The sequence below is a fragment of the Asticcacaulis sp. AC466 genome (assembly GCF_000495815.1).
Lineage (GTDB): Bacteria > Pseudomonadota > Alphaproteobacteria > Caulobacterales > Caulobacteraceae > Asticcacaulis.
The window spans coordinates 92,677-108,322 of the sequence record NZ_AWGE01000006.1 but is presented as its reverse complement, the minus strand read 5'-3'; the positions used below and the strand labels follow the sequence as shown (position 1 = coordinate 108,322).

The 15,646-nt window shown below is 61.0% G+C and carries 19 protein-coding genes; 11 read left to right on the top strand and 8 right to left on the bottom strand.

What is annotated here, in order from left to right; all coding sequences use genetic code 11:
- The first annotated feature begins 9 nt into the window (after positions 1-9).
- Complete coding sequence (locus AEAC466_RS29360; RefSeq protein WP_023457360.1) at positions 10-1,407, top strand: leucyl aminopeptidase family protein; 1,398 nt, start codon at positions 10-12, stop codon at positions 1,405-1,407.
- 157 nt (positions 1,408-1,564) lie between these two features.
- Complete coding sequence (locus AEAC466_RS29355) at positions 1,565-2,425, top strand: C40 family peptidase (RefSeq protein WP_023457359.1); 861 nt, start codon at positions 1,565-1,567, stop codon at positions 2,423-2,425.
- Positions 2,426-2,520: 95 nt separating this feature from the next.
- Here the strand turns inward: AEAC466_RS29355 and AEAC466_RS29350 are convergent, their stop codons facing one another.
- Positions 2,521-3,255 carry a c-type cytochrome gene (locus AEAC466_RS29350; RefSeq protein ID WP_023457358.1) on the bottom strand — a complete coding sequence of 245 codons (735 nt, stop codon included), beginning with the start codon at positions 3,253-3,255 and terminating at the stop codon, positions 2,521-2,523.
- A 328-nt stretch (positions 3,256-3,583) separates the two neighbouring features.
- On the opposite strand from AEAC466_RS29350, the gene AEAC466_RS29345 reads away from it, so the two are divergent.
- Positions 3,584-4,447: a prephenate dehydratase gene (locus AEAC466_RS29345; protein WP_023457357.1), complete on the top strand. Its 864-nt coding sequence runs from the start codon at positions 3,584-3,586 to the stop codon at positions 4,445-4,447.
- Positions 4,444-4,647, top strand: coding sequence for a SlyX family protein (locus tag AEAC466_RS29340; RefSeq protein WP_023457356.1), 204 nt, complete (start codon positions 4,444-4,446; stop codon positions 4,645-4,647). The genes AEAC466_RS29345 and AEAC466_RS29340 overlap by 4 nt, the downstream gene beginning before the upstream one ends.
- Here the strand turns inward: AEAC466_RS29340 and AEAC466_RS29335 are convergent.
- Genes AEAC466_RS29335 through ccmC form a run of 3 tightly spaced genes read right to left on the bottom strand, consistent with a single transcriptional unit; the run spans position 4,641 to position 6,068 of the window.
- Positions 4,641-5,180: a DsbE family thiol:disulfide interchange protein gene (locus AEAC466_RS29335; RefSeq protein WP_023457355.1), complete on the bottom strand. Its 540-nt coding sequence runs from the start codon at positions 5,178-5,180 to the stop codon at positions 4,641-4,643. The genes AEAC466_RS29340 and AEAC466_RS29335 overlap by 7 nt on opposite strands.
- Positions 5,177-5,338, bottom strand: coding sequence for a heme exporter protein CcmD (gene ccmD / locus AEAC466_RS29330; protein ID WP_023457354.1), 162 nt, complete (start codon positions 5,336-5,338; stop codon positions 5,177-5,179). Before ccmD ends, AEAC466_RS29335 begins: the two co-directional genes overlap by 4 nt.
- A gap of 10 nt (positions 5,339-5,348) precedes the next feature.
- Entirely contained in the window at positions 5,349-6,068 is a 720-nt protein-coding gene (gene ccmC, locus AEAC466_RS29325) for a heme ABC transporter permease CcmC (protein ID WP_023457353.1), read from the bottom strand.
- A 109-nt stretch (positions 6,069-6,177) separates the two neighbouring features.
- Here ccmC and AEAC466_RS29320 point away from each other — a divergent pair, with 109 nt between their 5' ends.
- Complete coding sequence (locus tag AEAC466_RS29320; RefSeq protein WP_023457352.1) at positions 6,178-6,474, top strand: hypothetical protein; 297 nt, start codon at positions 6,178-6,180, stop codon at positions 6,472-6,474.
- A gap of 3 nt (positions 6,475-6,477) precedes the next feature.
- On the opposite strand, the gene ccmB is transcribed toward AEAC466_RS29320, so the two are convergent.
- On the bottom strand, positions 6,478-7,155 hold the full coding sequence (ccmB, locus tag AEAC466_RS29315; protein WP_023457351.1) for a heme exporter protein CcmB: 678 nt from the start codon (positions 7,153-7,155) through the stop codon (positions 6,478-6,480).
- Entirely contained in the window at positions 7,148-7,783 is a 636-nt protein-coding gene (ccmA, locus tag AEAC466_RS29310) for a heme ABC exporter ATP-binding protein CcmA (RefSeq protein WP_023457350.1), read from the bottom strand. Before ccmA ends, ccmB begins: the two co-directional genes overlap by 8 nt.
- Before the next feature lie 191 nt (positions 7,784-7,974).
- On the opposite strand from ccmA, the gene acnA reads away from it, so the two are divergent.
- The 5 genes from acnA to AEAC466_RS29285 all read left to right on the top strand — a co-directional run bounded on the left by acnA (position 7,975) and on the right by AEAC466_RS29285 (position 12,720).
- On the top strand, positions 7,975-10,680 hold the full coding sequence (gene acnA, locus AEAC466_RS29305) for an aconitate hydratase AcnA (protein WP_023457349.1): 2,706 nt from the start codon (positions 7,975-7,977) through the stop codon (positions 10,678-10,680).
- A gap of 114 nt (positions 10,681-10,794) precedes the next feature.
- A complete protein-coding gene (locus tag AEAC466_RS29300) occupies positions 10,795-11,067 on the top strand; it encodes a hypothetical protein (RefSeq protein ID WP_023457348.1) in 273 nt (90 codons plus the stop codon).
- A gap of 2 nt (positions 11,068-11,069) precedes the next feature.
- Positions 11,070-11,384: a hypothetical protein gene (locus AEAC466_RS29295; protein ID WP_023457347.1), complete on the top strand. Its 315-nt coding sequence runs from the start codon at positions 11,070-11,072 to the stop codon at positions 11,382-11,384.
- An 8-nt stretch (positions 11,385-11,392) separates the two neighbouring features.
- Positions 11,393-12,031, top strand: a complete 639-nt coding sequence (locus AEAC466_RS29290) for a glutathione S-transferase family protein (RefSeq protein WP_023457346.1) — start codon at positions 11,393-11,395, stop codon at positions 12,029-12,031.
- 341 nt (positions 12,032-12,372) lie between these two features.
- Positions 12,373-12,720, top strand: a complete 348-nt coding sequence (locus AEAC466_RS29285; RefSeq protein ID WP_023457344.1) for a DUF2794 domain-containing protein — start codon at positions 12,373-12,375, stop codon at positions 12,718-12,720.
- 72 nt (positions 12,721-12,792) lie between these two features.
- Here AEAC466_RS29285 and AEAC466_RS29280 read toward each other — a convergent pair whose 3' ends face one another.
- Entirely contained in the window at positions 12,793-13,542 is a 750-nt protein-coding gene (locus tag AEAC466_RS29280; protein ID WP_023457343.1) for a Bax inhibitor-1/YccA family protein, read from the bottom strand.
- A 147-nt stretch (positions 13,543-13,689) separates the two neighbouring features.
- Between AEAC466_RS29280 and AEAC466_RS29275 the strand changes: the two genes are divergently transcribed.
- Positions 13,690-14,475 (top strand): HpcH/HpaI aldolase/citrate lyase family protein, encoded by a 786-nt coding sequence (locus AEAC466_RS29275; protein WP_023457342.1) that lies wholly within the window; start codon positions 13,690-13,692, stop codon positions 14,473-14,475.
- 3 nt (positions 14,476-14,478) lie between these two features.
- Here the strand turns inward: AEAC466_RS29275 and zapE are convergent, their stop codons facing one another.
- Positions 14,479-15,606: a cell division protein ZapE gene (gene zapE, locus AEAC466_RS29270; RefSeq protein ID WP_031238417.1), complete on the bottom strand. Its 1,128-nt coding sequence runs from the start codon at positions 15,604-15,606 to the stop codon at positions 14,479-14,481.
- Between the last annotated feature and the right edge of the window lie 40 nt (positions 15,607-15,646).

Sequence of the window (15,646 nt, the reverse complement as noted above, 5' to 3'; positions counted from 1 at the left end):
TAACCAAAAATGTCCAAGCCGATCAAAACCCCGAAGACCACCGCCGAGCATACCCTTTTTGCTGTTTTCGAAGAGGATGCGGCCGGCGCGGTGGCGGGCCTGACACCGGTTCAGGCCGCCTTCCTCAGCTTGAAGGGCTTTACCGGCAAGGCCGGCGCACTGGTCATCGTACCCGACGAAACCGGGGTCAAGGCCTGGCTGGGACTGGGATCGCGCGCGGCCTACACGCCGATGACGTTTCGCGGCTTGCCTGCCCAGTTGCCTAAAGGAACCTGGACGCTCATATATGACAAGAGCCTGGACAGCCATGCGATCCACGTCGCCTGGGGCCTCGGCGCCTATAGCTTCACGCGCTACAAGTCGGCCGCTTCCGCAGGCGAGGTTCAGCTGGCCGACACACACCTCAGCGACGCCGAGCGCGCGGCCATCGCGATCGAGGTGCGCGCACATTCTCTGGCCCGCGACCTGGTCAATACGCCCGCCAACGACATGGGCCCCTCTGATATTGAAGCCGCGGCGCGCCGGATCGCCCAGACGCACAATGCCGACATATCCGTCATCTACGGCGATGACCTGCTGAGGGAAAACTACCCGGCGGTCCATGCCGTTGGACGCGCCGCCGGTTCCGATCACCAGCCCTGTTTCATCGAAATTTCATGGATGCCCGCCGGTGGAGACGACACCCTGCCTGCGGTCGTCCTGATCGGCAAGGGCGTGGCCTTCGACACCGGCGGCCTCAACATTAAGGGCGGCGCCGGCATGGGGCTGATGAAGAAGGATATGGGCGGGGCGGCCCACGCCTTGGCCCTGGCGGAATGGGTGATGGCGACCCAATTGCCAATGCGGCTGCATGTCCTGATCCCGGCCGTCGAAAACGCAATTTCCGGCAATGCCTTCCGTCCGGGAGACATCATTGCATCCCGCGCCGGTTTGTCGATTGAAATCGGTAATACCGATGCCGAAGGTCGATTGATCCTGGCTGATGCCCTGGCCCGCGCCGGCGAACTGGCGCCCGCCCTGACCCTCGATTTCGCCACCCTGACCGGGGCGGCGCGCGTGGCGCTGGGGCCCGAAGTTATTCCCTTCTATACCGATGACGAGGATGTCGCGCGCCGTCTGGAGGTTGCCGCCATCGCGCAATACGATCCCTTGTGGCGGATGCCCCTGTGGAAGGGCTACGATCCGGCGCTCGATTCCGACATAGCCGATGTGCGCAACGACCCCGCCGGGTGGGCCCAGGGCGGATCGGTGACCGCCGCCCTGTTTTTGCAACGCTTCGCGCCCAAGACAGGGGCATGGGTGCATTTCGACATCTACGCCTGGAACCCGCGCGGCCGTGCGGGTTGGCCCGTCGGCGCCGAAGCCCAGACGCTTCGCGCAGTCTATCAGTTGCTGAAATCCTACTGAGACCCGTTAAGACCTGCTTCAGCTTTCATAAATCTCCTGTTGACCGTGGCCGTTAAGGCGATCTTTGCAACCGGCTGCTAATGTGCACATATAAAGGCGCATGGCGGGAAACCGGATGATGTGCCAGATGGTGACCTGTAGAAGGCAGATAAGCTAGATGACGCATCGCGATGACCCTTTCGACAAACGCGTCACGCCGTTCAAGGACGGTGTGACGGATCAGGCGCATGAAGGCCTGATCCGCGCCAAAACCTATGTCGCGGGTGAAGTCCTGAGCTGTTACGACGCGACCGCCCCGATCCTGGCGCAGCCGGAGCATGGCGCAGAACAGCTGGATCAACTTCTGCTGGGTGAGCGCTTCAAGGTCATCGAGCGTAAGCACGACTTCTTCTGGGGCCAGGCCCTGCGTGACGGCTATGTCGGCTATGTGCCGGTGGCCGCCTTCCGCCGTGACTGGTACCTGCCCACCCATTTCGTATCGACGCTGCGGACCTATGTCTTCGCCGGCCCGAACCTGAAATCATCGACGATAGCGGCAATCAGCCTAAACGCGCTGGTGTCGGTGACCCGTTATGAAAACGGTTTTGCCTATATCAACGAAATGGGCTGGGTGTTCGCCAATCACCTGTCGACCTTCGAAACCTTTGCCTCGGATTTCGTCAGCGTCGCCGAAAGCTATATCAATGCCCCCTATCAATGGGGCGGGCGTGAAAGTATCGGTCTCGACTGTTCGGGTCTGCTGCAGCAGGCCCTCTATGCCGCCGGCTACGGATGCCCGCGCGATTCCGACATGCAGGCCAAGCTGGGCCTGTCGCTCGACATCGGCGCCGACCTGAAAGGTTTGGTGCGCGGAGATCTGGTGTTCTGGAAGGGCCACGTCGCCATCATGGTCGACGACGTCAACATCATTCACGCCAATGCGCACCACATGAAGGTGGCGATTGAGCCGCTGGTAGATGCCATTCACCGTATCGACGCGTGCGGCACCGGAATGCCGACCGCCTTCCGTCGCCTATAACGACCCTGCCCTGAAGACGCAGAAAAAAGCCCCCGCCGGTGTCATCCGGCGGGGGCTTTTGCATCTGAATTGCCAGCCGATCAGGCCCCTGAAACTCAGGGCTTTGGCGCGGCGGCCGAAGACGAGGCGGCGGAGCCACCCGACAGAGGCGTATCCGCCTTGGCACCCGAAGCCGGCTTGGCCGGGGTTTCGGTCGTCGGCGCGCCCGCCGCAGGCGCTGCGCCTGAAGCTGGTGCCGCACCTGCGGCAGGAGCCGCACCCGGTGCGCGTGACGGGTCGGGAGCCGGAACGGCGTAACCAGTCGATCCCTGGCTATGCAGGTAAGCGATAAGGTTGATGCGTTCTTCCGGCTTCTTGACGCCGGCGAAGGTCATCTTGGTACCCTTGACCACCTTCTGCGGCGCGCCAAGGAAGTGGAACAACGCGTCCCAGGTCCAGTTCGGCGCATCGGTGGCGTGGGCCTTCATGGCGTCGGAATAGGCGAAACCGCCGTGCGACGCCGTCGGACGGCCGACAACACCCCAAAGGTTCGGGCCGGTAGCGTTCGGGCCGCCATTGGCATTGTTATGGCAGGAGGTACACTTGGTCTGGAATGTCTTTTCACCGGCGGCGAGGTCTGCCTTAGGAATGACCGTGCCCCAGTCCGGCAGGACTTCCACAGCGGCGGCGCCACCGCCGGCAGCGGCTTCCGCCACTTCGATGGCATAGCCAGGCTTTTCCGGGGCTTCGCGCTTATAGATCGCTTCAGCGCCCAGCTTGACGCCCATGATAACGAGGCCGGTCGCCAGAACCGCACCGAGAATTTTATTTACTTGAAGGTCGCCGCTCATATTGCCAAGTCACCCTGTGATTCTTTTGTTCACGAAGCTTAAGGCCGCAGACACGACTGTCAATATCGGCGCAAGCAACGCGCATTCATCTACTTGCCTTTGGCTCTCTGACACGCTACCGCCATTTGCGCAAGCGACGAAATGCCACCGACGCCCCAAAAGTGGCACAATAGTGGCATTTCGTCGCACCCTTTGCCGCCCAATCGCCTCGACGTCTCATCCGTGCGAAGCCTGACGGCTTCGTGCTGTGGGGCCTGATAGCCGGGCGCGCGACCAACCCGCCAAAGCTCTTCGGGCTTTGGCATTTTCGACGGAGAAGGTTACCTAAATGAACGTGCAGACCCATCGCAAGATCGCCTATCAAGGCGAGCCCGGGGCATTCAGCCATCAGGCCATCAAGCGTTGGTTTGGCGACTTTACCCCGACCCCGTTCCCGACCTTCGAAGCCGCCTTCGCGGCTGTGCGCGAAGGTACGTGTGAACTGGGTATGATCCCGATCGAAAATTCCGTGGCCGGGCGGGTCACCGACGTTCACCACCTGTTGCCGAATTCCGGCCTGAAGATCATCGGCGAGCGCTTCCTGCCGATCGAAATGATGCTTATGGCTGTGCCGGAAGCCAAGTTGGAAGACATCAAGGTTGCCGCGTCGCACACCATGGCGCTGTTGCAATGCCGAAACGCCCTGCGCGAACTGAACATCACCGCCGAAGTCTTCCACGATACGGCGGGCGCCGCCCGTGCCCTGTCGCAGACGCGCGAACTGGACCGCGCCGTCATTGCCCCGGAACCAGCGGCCGAGTTGTACGGCCTCAAAATTCTCCGCCGCAACATGGAAGACGCCCGCCACAATACCACGCGCTTTCTCATCCTGACGACGGAAGACCGCGTGGTCGCCCCCGCGCCCGATGTCGAGTGCATGACCAGTTTCATATTCCGGGTGAAGAATATACCGGCGTCGCTGTACAAGGCGCTCGGCGGCTTCGCCACCAATGGCGTCAACATGACCAAGCTGGAATCCTATATCGAAAACGGCGTCTTCGCCTCGACAGTCTTCTATTGCGATGTCGAAGGACGGCCGAACGACAAGGGCCTGAAACAGGCCCTGGAAGAACTCAACTTCTTCGCTGTCGATGTCGAAATCCTCGGCACCTATCCCCTAGACCCGTTCCGCAACAGCGAGGGCCAAAGATGATTGAAGACCGCGTCACCGCGCTAGAGGAAACCGTGGCTCATCAGGTCAAGACGATTGACGAGTTGTCGGATCAGTTGGCCGAACAATGGAAGATCATCGACCAGATGCGCCGCATGCTGGGGCGGTTAGGCGAACGCATTGAAACCGTCGAATCGGGCGCCGGCGACGCCCCGCCGGTGACGCGGCCGCCGCACTACTGAGGCAGCGACTTTCCGCTGACCTTTGCATAGACCTCATCCAGAGTCGCCGGCACGATCGGGCCGGTGATCTTGTCGGTGATTGTGCCGTCCGGGGCGATGATATAGGTTTCCGGCACACCGGAATTGCCAAAAGCCAGCGCCATCCGGCCGTCCGGATCGGCCAGGGTCCGGGAAAACGGATTGTCATGCTGGGCCAGAAATTTCAGCGTGTTCTGCGGCTCGTCCTTCCAGGCGATGCCGATGATCGTAACCCCCCTGGCCTTCAGCGCCATCAGCTGCGGGTTTTCGCTGATGCAGGGCGCGCACCACGACGCAAAGAAATTGACCAGCACCGGCTTGCCCGACGCCGTGACCAGGCCCTTCAGCTCGGTTTGCGTCCCGTCTTGCAAATCCACAAGCGAAAGGTCTGGCACGGATTTGCCGACCATGGCGCGCAATTCGGATTGCGGCTTCTTGTGGAAATTGTAGTAGCCGAGAACCGCCAGAAGGCCGACGAACAGAACCAGGGGCGCAAAGGCCAGAATGCGCTTCATGTCTTCGCCTCATCCGCCGCGGCCTGAAGCGCCTCCAGCACCTTTCGGCGACGCATATGGGTGCGAAGCGACGCCAGTATGAGGCCGCCCAAACCGATTGCGGTCGCGCCATAGCAGCCCCAGACGAAAACGACATATTTGCCCATATCGAGGTCCATGACGATCTCCCTAGTTGAAGCTCAGACGCGCGCGCAGGGCGCGATACTTGCGGGCGAGAATTTCAGAATCGAGCCGCACCAGGAACAGCCAGGCGGTCAGCAGATGATAAGCCGCCACCATGACAAACAAAGGCCAAAGCATGGGCGCACCGATGGTCGGTCCGCCCTTGACGAAAATCGAGTCGCCCTGATGCAGGCTGTTCCACCACTGCACCGAAAAATGCACGATGGGCAGATTGACCAGACCGACCATGGCCAGGATGGCGGTCGAACGCGCGGCGCGGCCCTCATCCTCGATCGAGGCATGAAGGGCGATATAGCCGATATAAAACAACAGCAACACCAGCTCGGACGTCATGCGGCCGTCCCATTGCCATGGCGTGCCCCACATCGGCATGCCCCACAAAGCCCCCGTCACCAGGGCCAGCGCCGTGAAAACCGCCCCAATGGGTGCAATCGCCTTAGCGGCCGCATCGGCCAGGGAATGACGGAAGATCAGGCCGAAGAAGCTGGCCAGCCCCATGGCGGCATAGACGGCAAGGCCCATCCAGGCGGCCGGAACGTGCACGTACATGATGCGCACCGTATCGCCCTGCTGGTAATCCTCGGGCGAGGCAAAACACAGATAGAGACCCCAGACGAACAGCAGGCCTGCCATGCCGGCCAGCCATGGGCGCAAGGGCCGGGTAAGGCGCGTGAAGCGTTCCGGATTGGCGAGGAAATTGATCATGCTTCGCACATAGGGGGTTTGGTGTTTTTGGGCAAGAGGATGCGCCGTCGCACGTTAACCAGTTCCTTCCGGTTTTCGAGTAGGATGGAGACACGCTGGGAGGCGCAGCATGTTGTTTAACCTGTTTATTCTGGGCGTAATCGCCCTTCTGACCTTCACCATCTACTATGTCGATATGCGCAAGGAGTGCCGGTGCATTGCCGCAATCGCGACAATGGGCATGGTCGCAGCGACGGTCGCCATTTGGTACTTCGTCAAAGAAGAGGGGCAAATGCAGATGTGGGTCAAGGGCGCAGTGCTGGCAATGGTGGCTTTCAGCATCCCCGCCCGCTACTGGTTCGGCGCCAGCCGCCGCAGCGTCTATCGCGAACACCACATCAAGACGACGCGCTTTCTGCCCTGGTAAGGGTCAACTCAAGGCACCGCGCAACGCAGCGCCCATGGCAATTGGCCCCAAAGCCAGGGCAAACAGGGCATAGGCGCCGAGAAAGGCCAGGGCCTGGGCCGGTGAAGCCCCCGTCTGCGTCGCCTGCATCAACCCCGCCCCGAAAATCACCGGCGGCACATAGAAGGGCAGGACCAGCAAGGCCATCAGGACGCCGCCCTTACGCGACCCCAGCGCCAGCGAGGCGCCGATACCTCCGATCAGCGCGAAGCTCAGCGATCCGAGACAGGCGGAGACAAGCCCCATTAGCGCCAAGGACGCCGGCGCCCCCAGGATGATCATCACCACCGGCGTCATCAGCGACAGGATTACGCCGGTGCCCAGCCACTGGCTCAGAACCTTCAGCAGGGCGATCAGTTCAAGCGGCAGGGGGCCGAGGCGCAGGGTGTCGAAGACAGCGTCTTCGTAGTCGCGCTCGAACAAACGTTCGAGGGACAGCAGGCTCGATAGCGCCAGACACAGCCAGGTCAGGCCGGCGGCGATACGCGACAAAACAGCCTGATCGGGACCAAGGCTTAAGGGGATCATCGCCATCAGGGTCAGGTAAAAACCAACTGCCAGCAGCGGTCCGCCGCCACGGGTGAGCGACAGACCCAGGTCACGCCTGATAAGGGCAAGGGCGGCGCGACGGAAATCAGACACAGGCCGCCTCACGATCCCGCATCGTCGGGCGCTCCAGGCGCAAGGCCTGGGTATCGAACGGCAGCGCGTCGTGCACGGCCGCGATGATCATGCCGCCGTCGGCCAGATGCGCCTGCATCAGGCTGCCGAGCAAGGCGCGGTGATCGACATCGAGCGGCGCCATCGGCTCATCCAGCAGCCATAGGGGACGCCTGGCCATCAACAACCGGGCACAGGACAGGCGGCGTTTCTGGCCAGCCGACAGATGGCGCGTTTCCAGATCGAGCAGGGTATCGAGCCTGAGCGCGCCGATACCTGCCAGGTCGCCGCCGAGAAAATCCGCCTGAAACCGCAATTCCTGCAACACGGTACGCGACGGGCTCAAGGCGTCGTGGTGCCCGAGGAAATGGACCATGCGGCTCTGCCAGATTTCCGATTCAAGCTGCACATCATTCTCATACGCACGTATCGTTCCGGCATGGGGCGTCAGAAAGCCGGCCAGGGTGCGCAAAAGCGTTGTTTTTCCGACGCCATTTTCACCGGTCAGACTGATCGCCCGGCCCGGCAATAAGTCAAAATTCAAATTATGAATCAAAAGGTTATATCCCTTCTTCAGGGACAGCTCCCTCACCTTCAGACTCACGCCCATAAAAATAACCCTTTTCGCCTTACGGCTTACATAGACGAAAACAAATAAGAAGTTTAGAAGGCAGATGCTCCGCCTTCAAGGTATTGCAGCGCAATGTCGAGACCCTGTGCGTCCCTCATTCACGCGCGTTCTTGTATTTACGGTCGCCATCGGGGCGGCCGGGCGGTTAACCTGAGAAGGACACTGCGTATATGTCTTCCGTTGATACGTTCAAGTCAAAAGCCGAACTGAAGGTCGGCGATAAAACCTACACCTATTACGATCTCAAGGCGGCCGAGGCCAACGGCCTGGAGGGCGTCTCCAAGCTTCCCGCCTCCCTCAAGGTTCTGCTTGAGAACCTGCTGCGCAACGAAGATGGCGATACGGTCAAGGCCGACGACATCCGCGCCATGGCGGCATGGGCCAAGAACAAGGGCAGCGTCGAACACGAAATTTCCTTCCGTCCCGCCCGCGTCCTGATGCAGGATTTCACCGGCGTTCCGGCCGTTGTCGATCTGGCCGCCATGCGCGACGCCATGGTCAAGCTCGGCGCCGATCCGGCGAAGATCAACCCGCTGAACCCCGTCGATCTGGTTATCGACCACTCAGTCATGGTCGACTATTTCGGCCAGCCGACCTCGTTCACCCAGAACGTCGATCGCGAATATGAGCGCAATATCGAACGCTACAACTTCCTGCGCTGGGGCTCTTCCGCCTTCAATAACTTCCGCGTCGTGCCTCCCGGCACCGGCATCTGCCACCAGGTGAACCTGGAATACCTGGCCCAGACCGTATGGACCAACGTCGCCGACGGCGGCGAAGTGGCCTATCCGGATACGGTCGTCGGCACCGACTCGCACACCACCATGGTCAACGGCTTGTCGGTCCTCGGCTGGGGCGTCGGCGGCATCGAAGCCGAAGCCGCCATGCTGGGCCAGCCCATCCCCATGCTGATCCCGGAAGTCATCGGCTTCAAGCTGACAGGCAAGCTGCCGGAAGGCGCCACCGCCACTGACCTCGTGCTCACCGTCACCCAGATGCTGCGCAAGAAGGGCGTTGTCGGCAAGTTCGTCGAATATTACGGCGACGGCCTCGTCAACCTGACCCTGGAAGATCAGGCGACCATCGCCAACATGGCTCCCGAATACGGCGCCACCTGCGGCTTCTTCCCGATCTCGCAGCCGACCATCAACTACCTGGCCGAAACCGGCCGCACGCCGGAACGCGTCGCCCTGGTCGAAGCCTATGCCAAGGCCCAGGGCCTGTGGCTCGAGCCCGAGCATGAGCCGGTATTCACCGACACGCTCGAACTCGACCTCGCTTCGGTCCTGCCGTCTCTGGCCGGCCCCAAGCGTCCGCAGGACCGCGTCCTGTTGTCGGATGCCGCCTCCGCCTTCGCCTCCGCCCTGCAAGGCGAGTTCGGCAAGGCCGGTGATGAAGCCAAGCGCGTACCGGTCGAAGGCTCCGACTTCGATGTCGGTCATGGCGACGTGGTCATTGCGGCCATCACGTCGTGCACCAACACCTCCAATCCATCGGTTCTGATCGCCGCCGGTCTGGTCGCCCGCAAAGCGCGCGCCCTTGGCCTGAAGGTCAAGCCGTGGGTCAAGACCTCGCTGGCGCCCGGTTCGCAGGTCGTCACCGACTACCTCAACTCCGCCGGCCTGACCGAAGACCTGGATGCCCTGGGCTTTAACCTGGTCGGCTATGGCTGCACCACCTGTATCGGCAATTCGGGCCCGCTGCCGGAAGCCATCTCGGCCGCCGTCAATGCCGGCGATCTGGTCGCCGCATCGGTCCTTTCCGGCAACCGCAACTTCGAAGGCCGCGTCAACCCGGACGTCCGCGCCAACTACCTGGCCTCGCCGCCGTTGGTTGTTGCCTACGCCCTGGCCGGCTCGCTTAAGATCAACCTGTCGGAAGACGCGATCGGCACCGGTTCCAACGGTGAGCCGGTTTACCTCAAGGACATCTGGCCGACCACGCAGGAAGTCGTCGAGCTGCAACGCAAGCACGTCACCAATGCCATGTTCGCCAACCGTTATTCGGACGTCTTCAAAGGCGACACGCATTGGCAAGCCATTCCGGTCGCCGGCGGTCAGACCTATGGCTGGGACGCGTCATCGACCTACGTCGCCAACCCGCCCTACTTCGACGGCATGACCATGACGCCCGACCGCGTCACCGATATCGTAGAAGCCCGCGTCCTGGGCGTCTTCGGTGACTCGATCACCACCGACCACATCTCGCCCGCCGGTTCGTTCAAGGCCGCCTCGCCCGCCGGCAAGTACCTGATCGACCGTGGCGTGCCCGTTTCGGAATTCAACGGTTACGGCGCGCGCCGCGGCAACCACGAAGTCATGATGCGCGGCACCTTCGCCAATATCCGCATCCGCAACAAGATGACCCCGGAAATCGAAGGCGGCGTCACCAAGCACTTCCCGTCGGGCGACATCATGTCGATCTACGACGCGGCCATGCGCTACCAAACCGAAGGCCGCAACCTGGTCGTCTTTGCGGGTAAGGAATACGGCACCGGTTCGTCGCGTGACTGGGCCGCCAAGGGCACAAAGCTGCTCGGCGTCCGCGCCGTCATCGCCGAAAGCTTCGAACGTATTCACCGTTCGAACCTGGTCGGCATGGGCGTGCTGCCGCTGCAATTCAAGGTCGATGGCTGGGCCAAGCTCGGCCTGACCGGCGAGGAAATCGTCACCATTCGCGGCCTGGAAAACCTCCAGCCCCGTCAGGAACTGATCGTCGAGCTGTTCCGCGCTTCGGACGGCAAGGTCGCCCGCTTCCCGGTCCGTTGCCGCATCGATACACCGACGGAACTGGAATATTACAAAAACGGCGGCGTCATGCCGTACGTCCTGCGTAACCTGGCGCGCGGCGCCGTCACGACTGACGCGGCGGAATAAGCTCCACGTCGTCTGTATAAAAGAAGCCTTCCGGTCAAATGGCCGGAAGGCTTTTTCTTTGGCGACAGGATGCGGACGATTTGCGTCCGTACGTCGCCGTAGTAAGAGAGGATCATGAAACATCGCGCCACACTGATCGCCGTAGCGGGACTGGTCGCCGCCTTCTTTGCCATCGTGCTCAACCTGGCGCCGGCGTCGGATGCGTCTGCCGGCAATGTCCTGGCTATCGAAAGCCTGTTGGCGGCCCTGGTCGCGCTGGGCATCGGTATCGTCACCTTGCGCAACGGCGGCGCGTGGCGTTTCCTGGCCATCGCCATGATCGGCCCGTCGGTGTTCGTGCTCGCCGACGCGGGAATGCGGGTCTTACTGCATCTGAAAGCCGGCTGACGATGGATTGGGGGCTAAATCTGATCACCGGGTCGATTATCGCCGCCCTTTTCGTTTGGCTGATTGCGGTTCTGGCCCATCGCGCATACCGCGACCACTATTTCACACGCACGTCCTCAACGTGGCGCAAACCCGGCTTCTGGGAAAATTTCAGCCTGCGCCATGCCGTCTCCGCTGACATATTCCAGTCGGATGACGATGTAGCCATGACCCTATACGCCCGGGTCGTGCTGGCGGGCTATCGGGTGGCGATTGTCGCCTTCTATTGCCTGTTGTTCGCCGACCTGTTGTTCTTTCTTATTCACCTGTCCGCCTGAGGCCACACATGACCAAGCCCGCTCAACCGATCAAATTCTATTCCATGCAACTGTCGGGCAATGCGCACCGCGTCCTGCTGACGCTGAAGGCGCTCGACCTGCCTTACGAGCTGATTGAGGTCAACCTGCGCGAAAAGGAACAGAAAAGCGACGCCTTCCTGGCGATGAACCCCTTCGGTCAGGTGCCGGTGATCGACGATAGCGGCAAGGTTATCTGGGATTCCGTCGGCATCCTGACCTATCTCGGCCTGACCTACGATGACGGCACGCTTCTGCCCCGCGATCCGGCCCTGTTCGGCCAGGTCATGGTCTGGCTGGCCAAGACCTCCGGTCCGATCTCCTACGGGCTTGCCCTGGCGCGGCGCATCAACCTGTTCAATGCCCCGTTCGACATATCGGCGGCGCAGGGCATGGGTAACGATTTTCTGGCCGTGGTGAACCTGCATCTGGCGGAACAGAACTGGCTGGTGGGCGAATCTGTGACCCTGGCCGATCTGGGCTGTTACGCCTATATTGCTCACGCACCGGAAGGCGGCATCGACCTGACACCCTATCCGCAGATTTCGGCCTGGCTGGGACGGATCGAAGCCCTACCCTATTTCGAAGCCATGCCTCGCCACGATATCGGATTGTGGGCGACGGCATAAAAAAGACGCCGTCACCAGGGGTGACAGCGCCAGCGAATCTCGGGGGAAGAAATCTCAAGGATAGAAAATATCTGCCGGCCAAGGCGTACTCGAATTCCCGGGGGCTGGGGGGGCTGTTCAGGGGGGAACCCAAAGCACGTCGCCCTTGGCCGACAGATAGATAATCGCTGCGGAACCCGGCGCCGAAAGGGCCAAATTGAGGTCATTCCGCGACCATTTCATAACGATCCTATAAAGATCGGATACAATCGGCGGGTCGATTTCGCGCGACAAATTTACTTGCGCGATTCAGGCGCTTGGGGCGTAATCCCCTCTGGAATTCATCCAAGAGTCTTGTGCTTATGAGTATTCAGGATTTCAGCGGCGCTTTCAATGGCGCCGCCAGCCCCAAGGGCCCCGTCTTCTTCGAACGCAAGGAACTGGAATTGATCCTGCGGCTGTATGGTCAGCATGTGGCCTCCGGAGACTGGCGCGACTACGCCATCGATCAATTGGCCGATGCGGTTGCTTTCAACATTTTCCGCCGCTCCAGCGAAGCCCCCCTATACCGCATCGAGAAACGCCCGGCCCTGGCCCGCAAGCAGGGCGCCTTTGCCGTTTATAACCAGAGCGGCCTGATCCTGAAACGGGGTCGCGAGCTGGGTCCCGTGCTGGCCGTGCTCGACAAACGCAAATTCGACGTGCTGTAGATCATCCCATACGCAGATACAAAAACCCCCGGAAGTCGCCTTCCGGGGGTTTCGCATTTGGGTCTTTTTCGCTTAGCGACGGCCGCCGAACAGTTGCAGCAGGCTGAGGAACAGGTTGATAAAGCTGACATAGAGGCTGATGGCGCCGATATAGGTCAGGGCCGCGCGATGATTGGCGGAGGCCTGGCCGACCGCATAATACATCTGCTTCAGGCTCTGGGTCTGATAGGCGATCAGAGCCGAGAACAGCAGGACACCGATCGCCGACATGGCCATCATCATGATGCCGCTCTTAAAGAAGAAGGCATTGGCAAGGCCCGCGATGATCATGCCCAGAACGGCCACGGAGAAGAAGCCGCCCCAACCGGTCATGTTGACCTTGGTGGTATAGCCAATCAGGCTGACCACGCCGAAGGTGGCGGCGGTGATGAAGAAGATATTGGCGATCGAAATGCCTGTATAGACCAGGAAGATCGACGATAGCGACACGCCCATTACGGCGACGAACACCCAATAGAAGGCGCCGGAAACGGCTGCATTCAGACGGTTCATAAACATGCCGGACATGAAGCTGAGGCCCAGCGGAGCGAAGGCAAATATCCAGCCGAGCGGGGTGTAGCCCGCGCGAATGTCACCGCGGAAATCATAAAGCAAATGCGTGATGGCTGGCGTATTGGCGACGGCCCACGCCATTGCCCCTGTCAGCACAAGACCGAGAGCCATCTTTTGATAGATGCCCATCAGGAAATTGCGCAGGCCCATATCCTTCGCTTGTTCTTCGACGGACGGCAAGGCTACGTAGTTTGTGTCCATATCGCTCATAGGTGAAACCCCTGTTTCAATATTTGGTCAGCCGTAGCGCTTGCCACGGCGGGCGTAGAGGTAATATGGGGATCCTATCTTTTTCTGACAAGAGCTTTCTCCGTCACAGCGTTATAAAGGGTCTGTGATCGTAAAAGGAATGCCACCATGTACCGTTCTGTCCTGTTTATCCCCTGTGCCAATGCGCGGGCCATGGCCAAGGCCGCGACGCTGGCCTGCGACGCGCTGATTTTCGACCTCGAAGACGCTGTGGGCGATGCCGAACGGGACAACGCCCTGGCCACACTGGCGGAGACATTGCGCGGCGCGTTCGTGGCCAAGACCCTCCTGGTCCGCATTCATCCGCAATACCTCAACGCCATTCACAAGGCGCTGACCGGATTGCCGATCGGCGGTCTTGTCGTCCCAAAGGTCAATGAGGTCGACGATATCCAAGGCGTCGCCCATGTCTGGCCCGGCGTACCACTGTGGGCAATGATTGAAACGGCGCGAGGCGTCGTCAATCTGGGCGACATCGCCGCCTTACCACTCAGAGGCCTGATCGCCGGACCGAATGACCTGCGCAAGGATTTGCGCACGCGGCCTATGGACGGCCGGGCGGACATCGCTCTTGCTCTGTCGCAGATCGTCCTGCATGGCCGGGCGCACGACCGGGTCGTACTGGACGGGGTTTACAATGCCTTCCGGGACGAGGCCGGATTTATGGCCGAATGCGAACACGGCCGCAGCCTGGGGTTTGATGGCAAGACCTTAATCCATCCGTCGCAGGTTGCAGGCGCTGAGGCGGCCTTTAGCCCGTCGGCTGCGGAACGGGCATGGGCGCACGCCGTCGTGGCGGCTTTTGACGGCAGCAAGGCGGGTGTTGTATCGGTCGACGGGGAAATGGTCGAACGTCTGCATCTGGAGCAGGCGCGGCGGATATTGGCGATATAAGGTTTATCCGGCGCGGTTGACGTAATCTTCCGACCGCATTTCTTCCAGACGCGAGACCGTGCGTTCAAATTCGAATGCGCCATCGCCCGCGGGATAAAGCTGAGCCGGTTCGGCGTCGGCCAGAATGACCGTCCTCACCCCGGCTTCATACAGGGCGTCGATCAGGGTGACGAAGCGACGGGCCTCATTGCGATTGGCCGGCGACAGCACCGGAACATGTTCGACAAACACCGTGGTGAAGCGGTCGGCTACGGCCAGGTAATCGGCGGGACCATTGGCCGCACCGCACAGCTCGGCGAAGGTGGCGCGCAACATGGGACCGGCGGCGCGGGCGAAGCGTATCTTGCGTTCATTGACGGTCAGAACACACTCCATCTCCGTCATCAGGTGCTTCATGTCGCTCCATAGCACGTTAAAACCGGCCACGGCCTCCGGATCGCTGGACGGGCAGAACCAGGTCTTGGCGCCGCGCAGACGATCCATGCGGAAATCCCTGGGGCCCGCCACTTCGACAACCTGGGTGCGCGCCTTGATCATGGCAATGAACGGCAGGATATGTTCGCGGTTCAGGCCATCCTTGTAAAGATCGTCCGGCGGCCGGTTGGAGGTCGCGACCAGGATCACCTTGCGCGCAAACAGCGCTTCGAACAGACGCGACAGGATGGTGGCGTCGGCGATATCGGTGACCTGAAGCTCATCAAAGCACAAAAGCTGGGTCTGATCGGCGATCAGCTTGGCGACCGGCGCGATCGGGTCGTCGCCCCATTTGCGTGCGAAGCCCGGCGAGCCGAAATTGATCCGGCGCGTCCTGGCATCGCTTTCGCGCCACAGGCGGATATTATGGTGGACCTCCGCCATGAAGGCGTGGAAGTGGACGCGTCGACGTGTTATCTTTTTGATATTATTGTAGAAAAGGTCCATCATCATGGACTTGCCGCGTCCCGGCGGTCCCCACAGGTACAGCCCGCACACACGGGGCTGAATGCCGAGCAGCCGGCGCCATGTCGCCCGGCTCTGACGGATTCTGCGTTCGAGGACGACCAACGCTTCAATGGCCGATTTTTGCGCCGCATCAGGCTTGATCTCGCCCGATTTCAACAGGCGCTTGTACTCGGATCTGATATTCGGCATCGAAAATTCAGCCACCACCACTTATCTGTGACGGCACCAT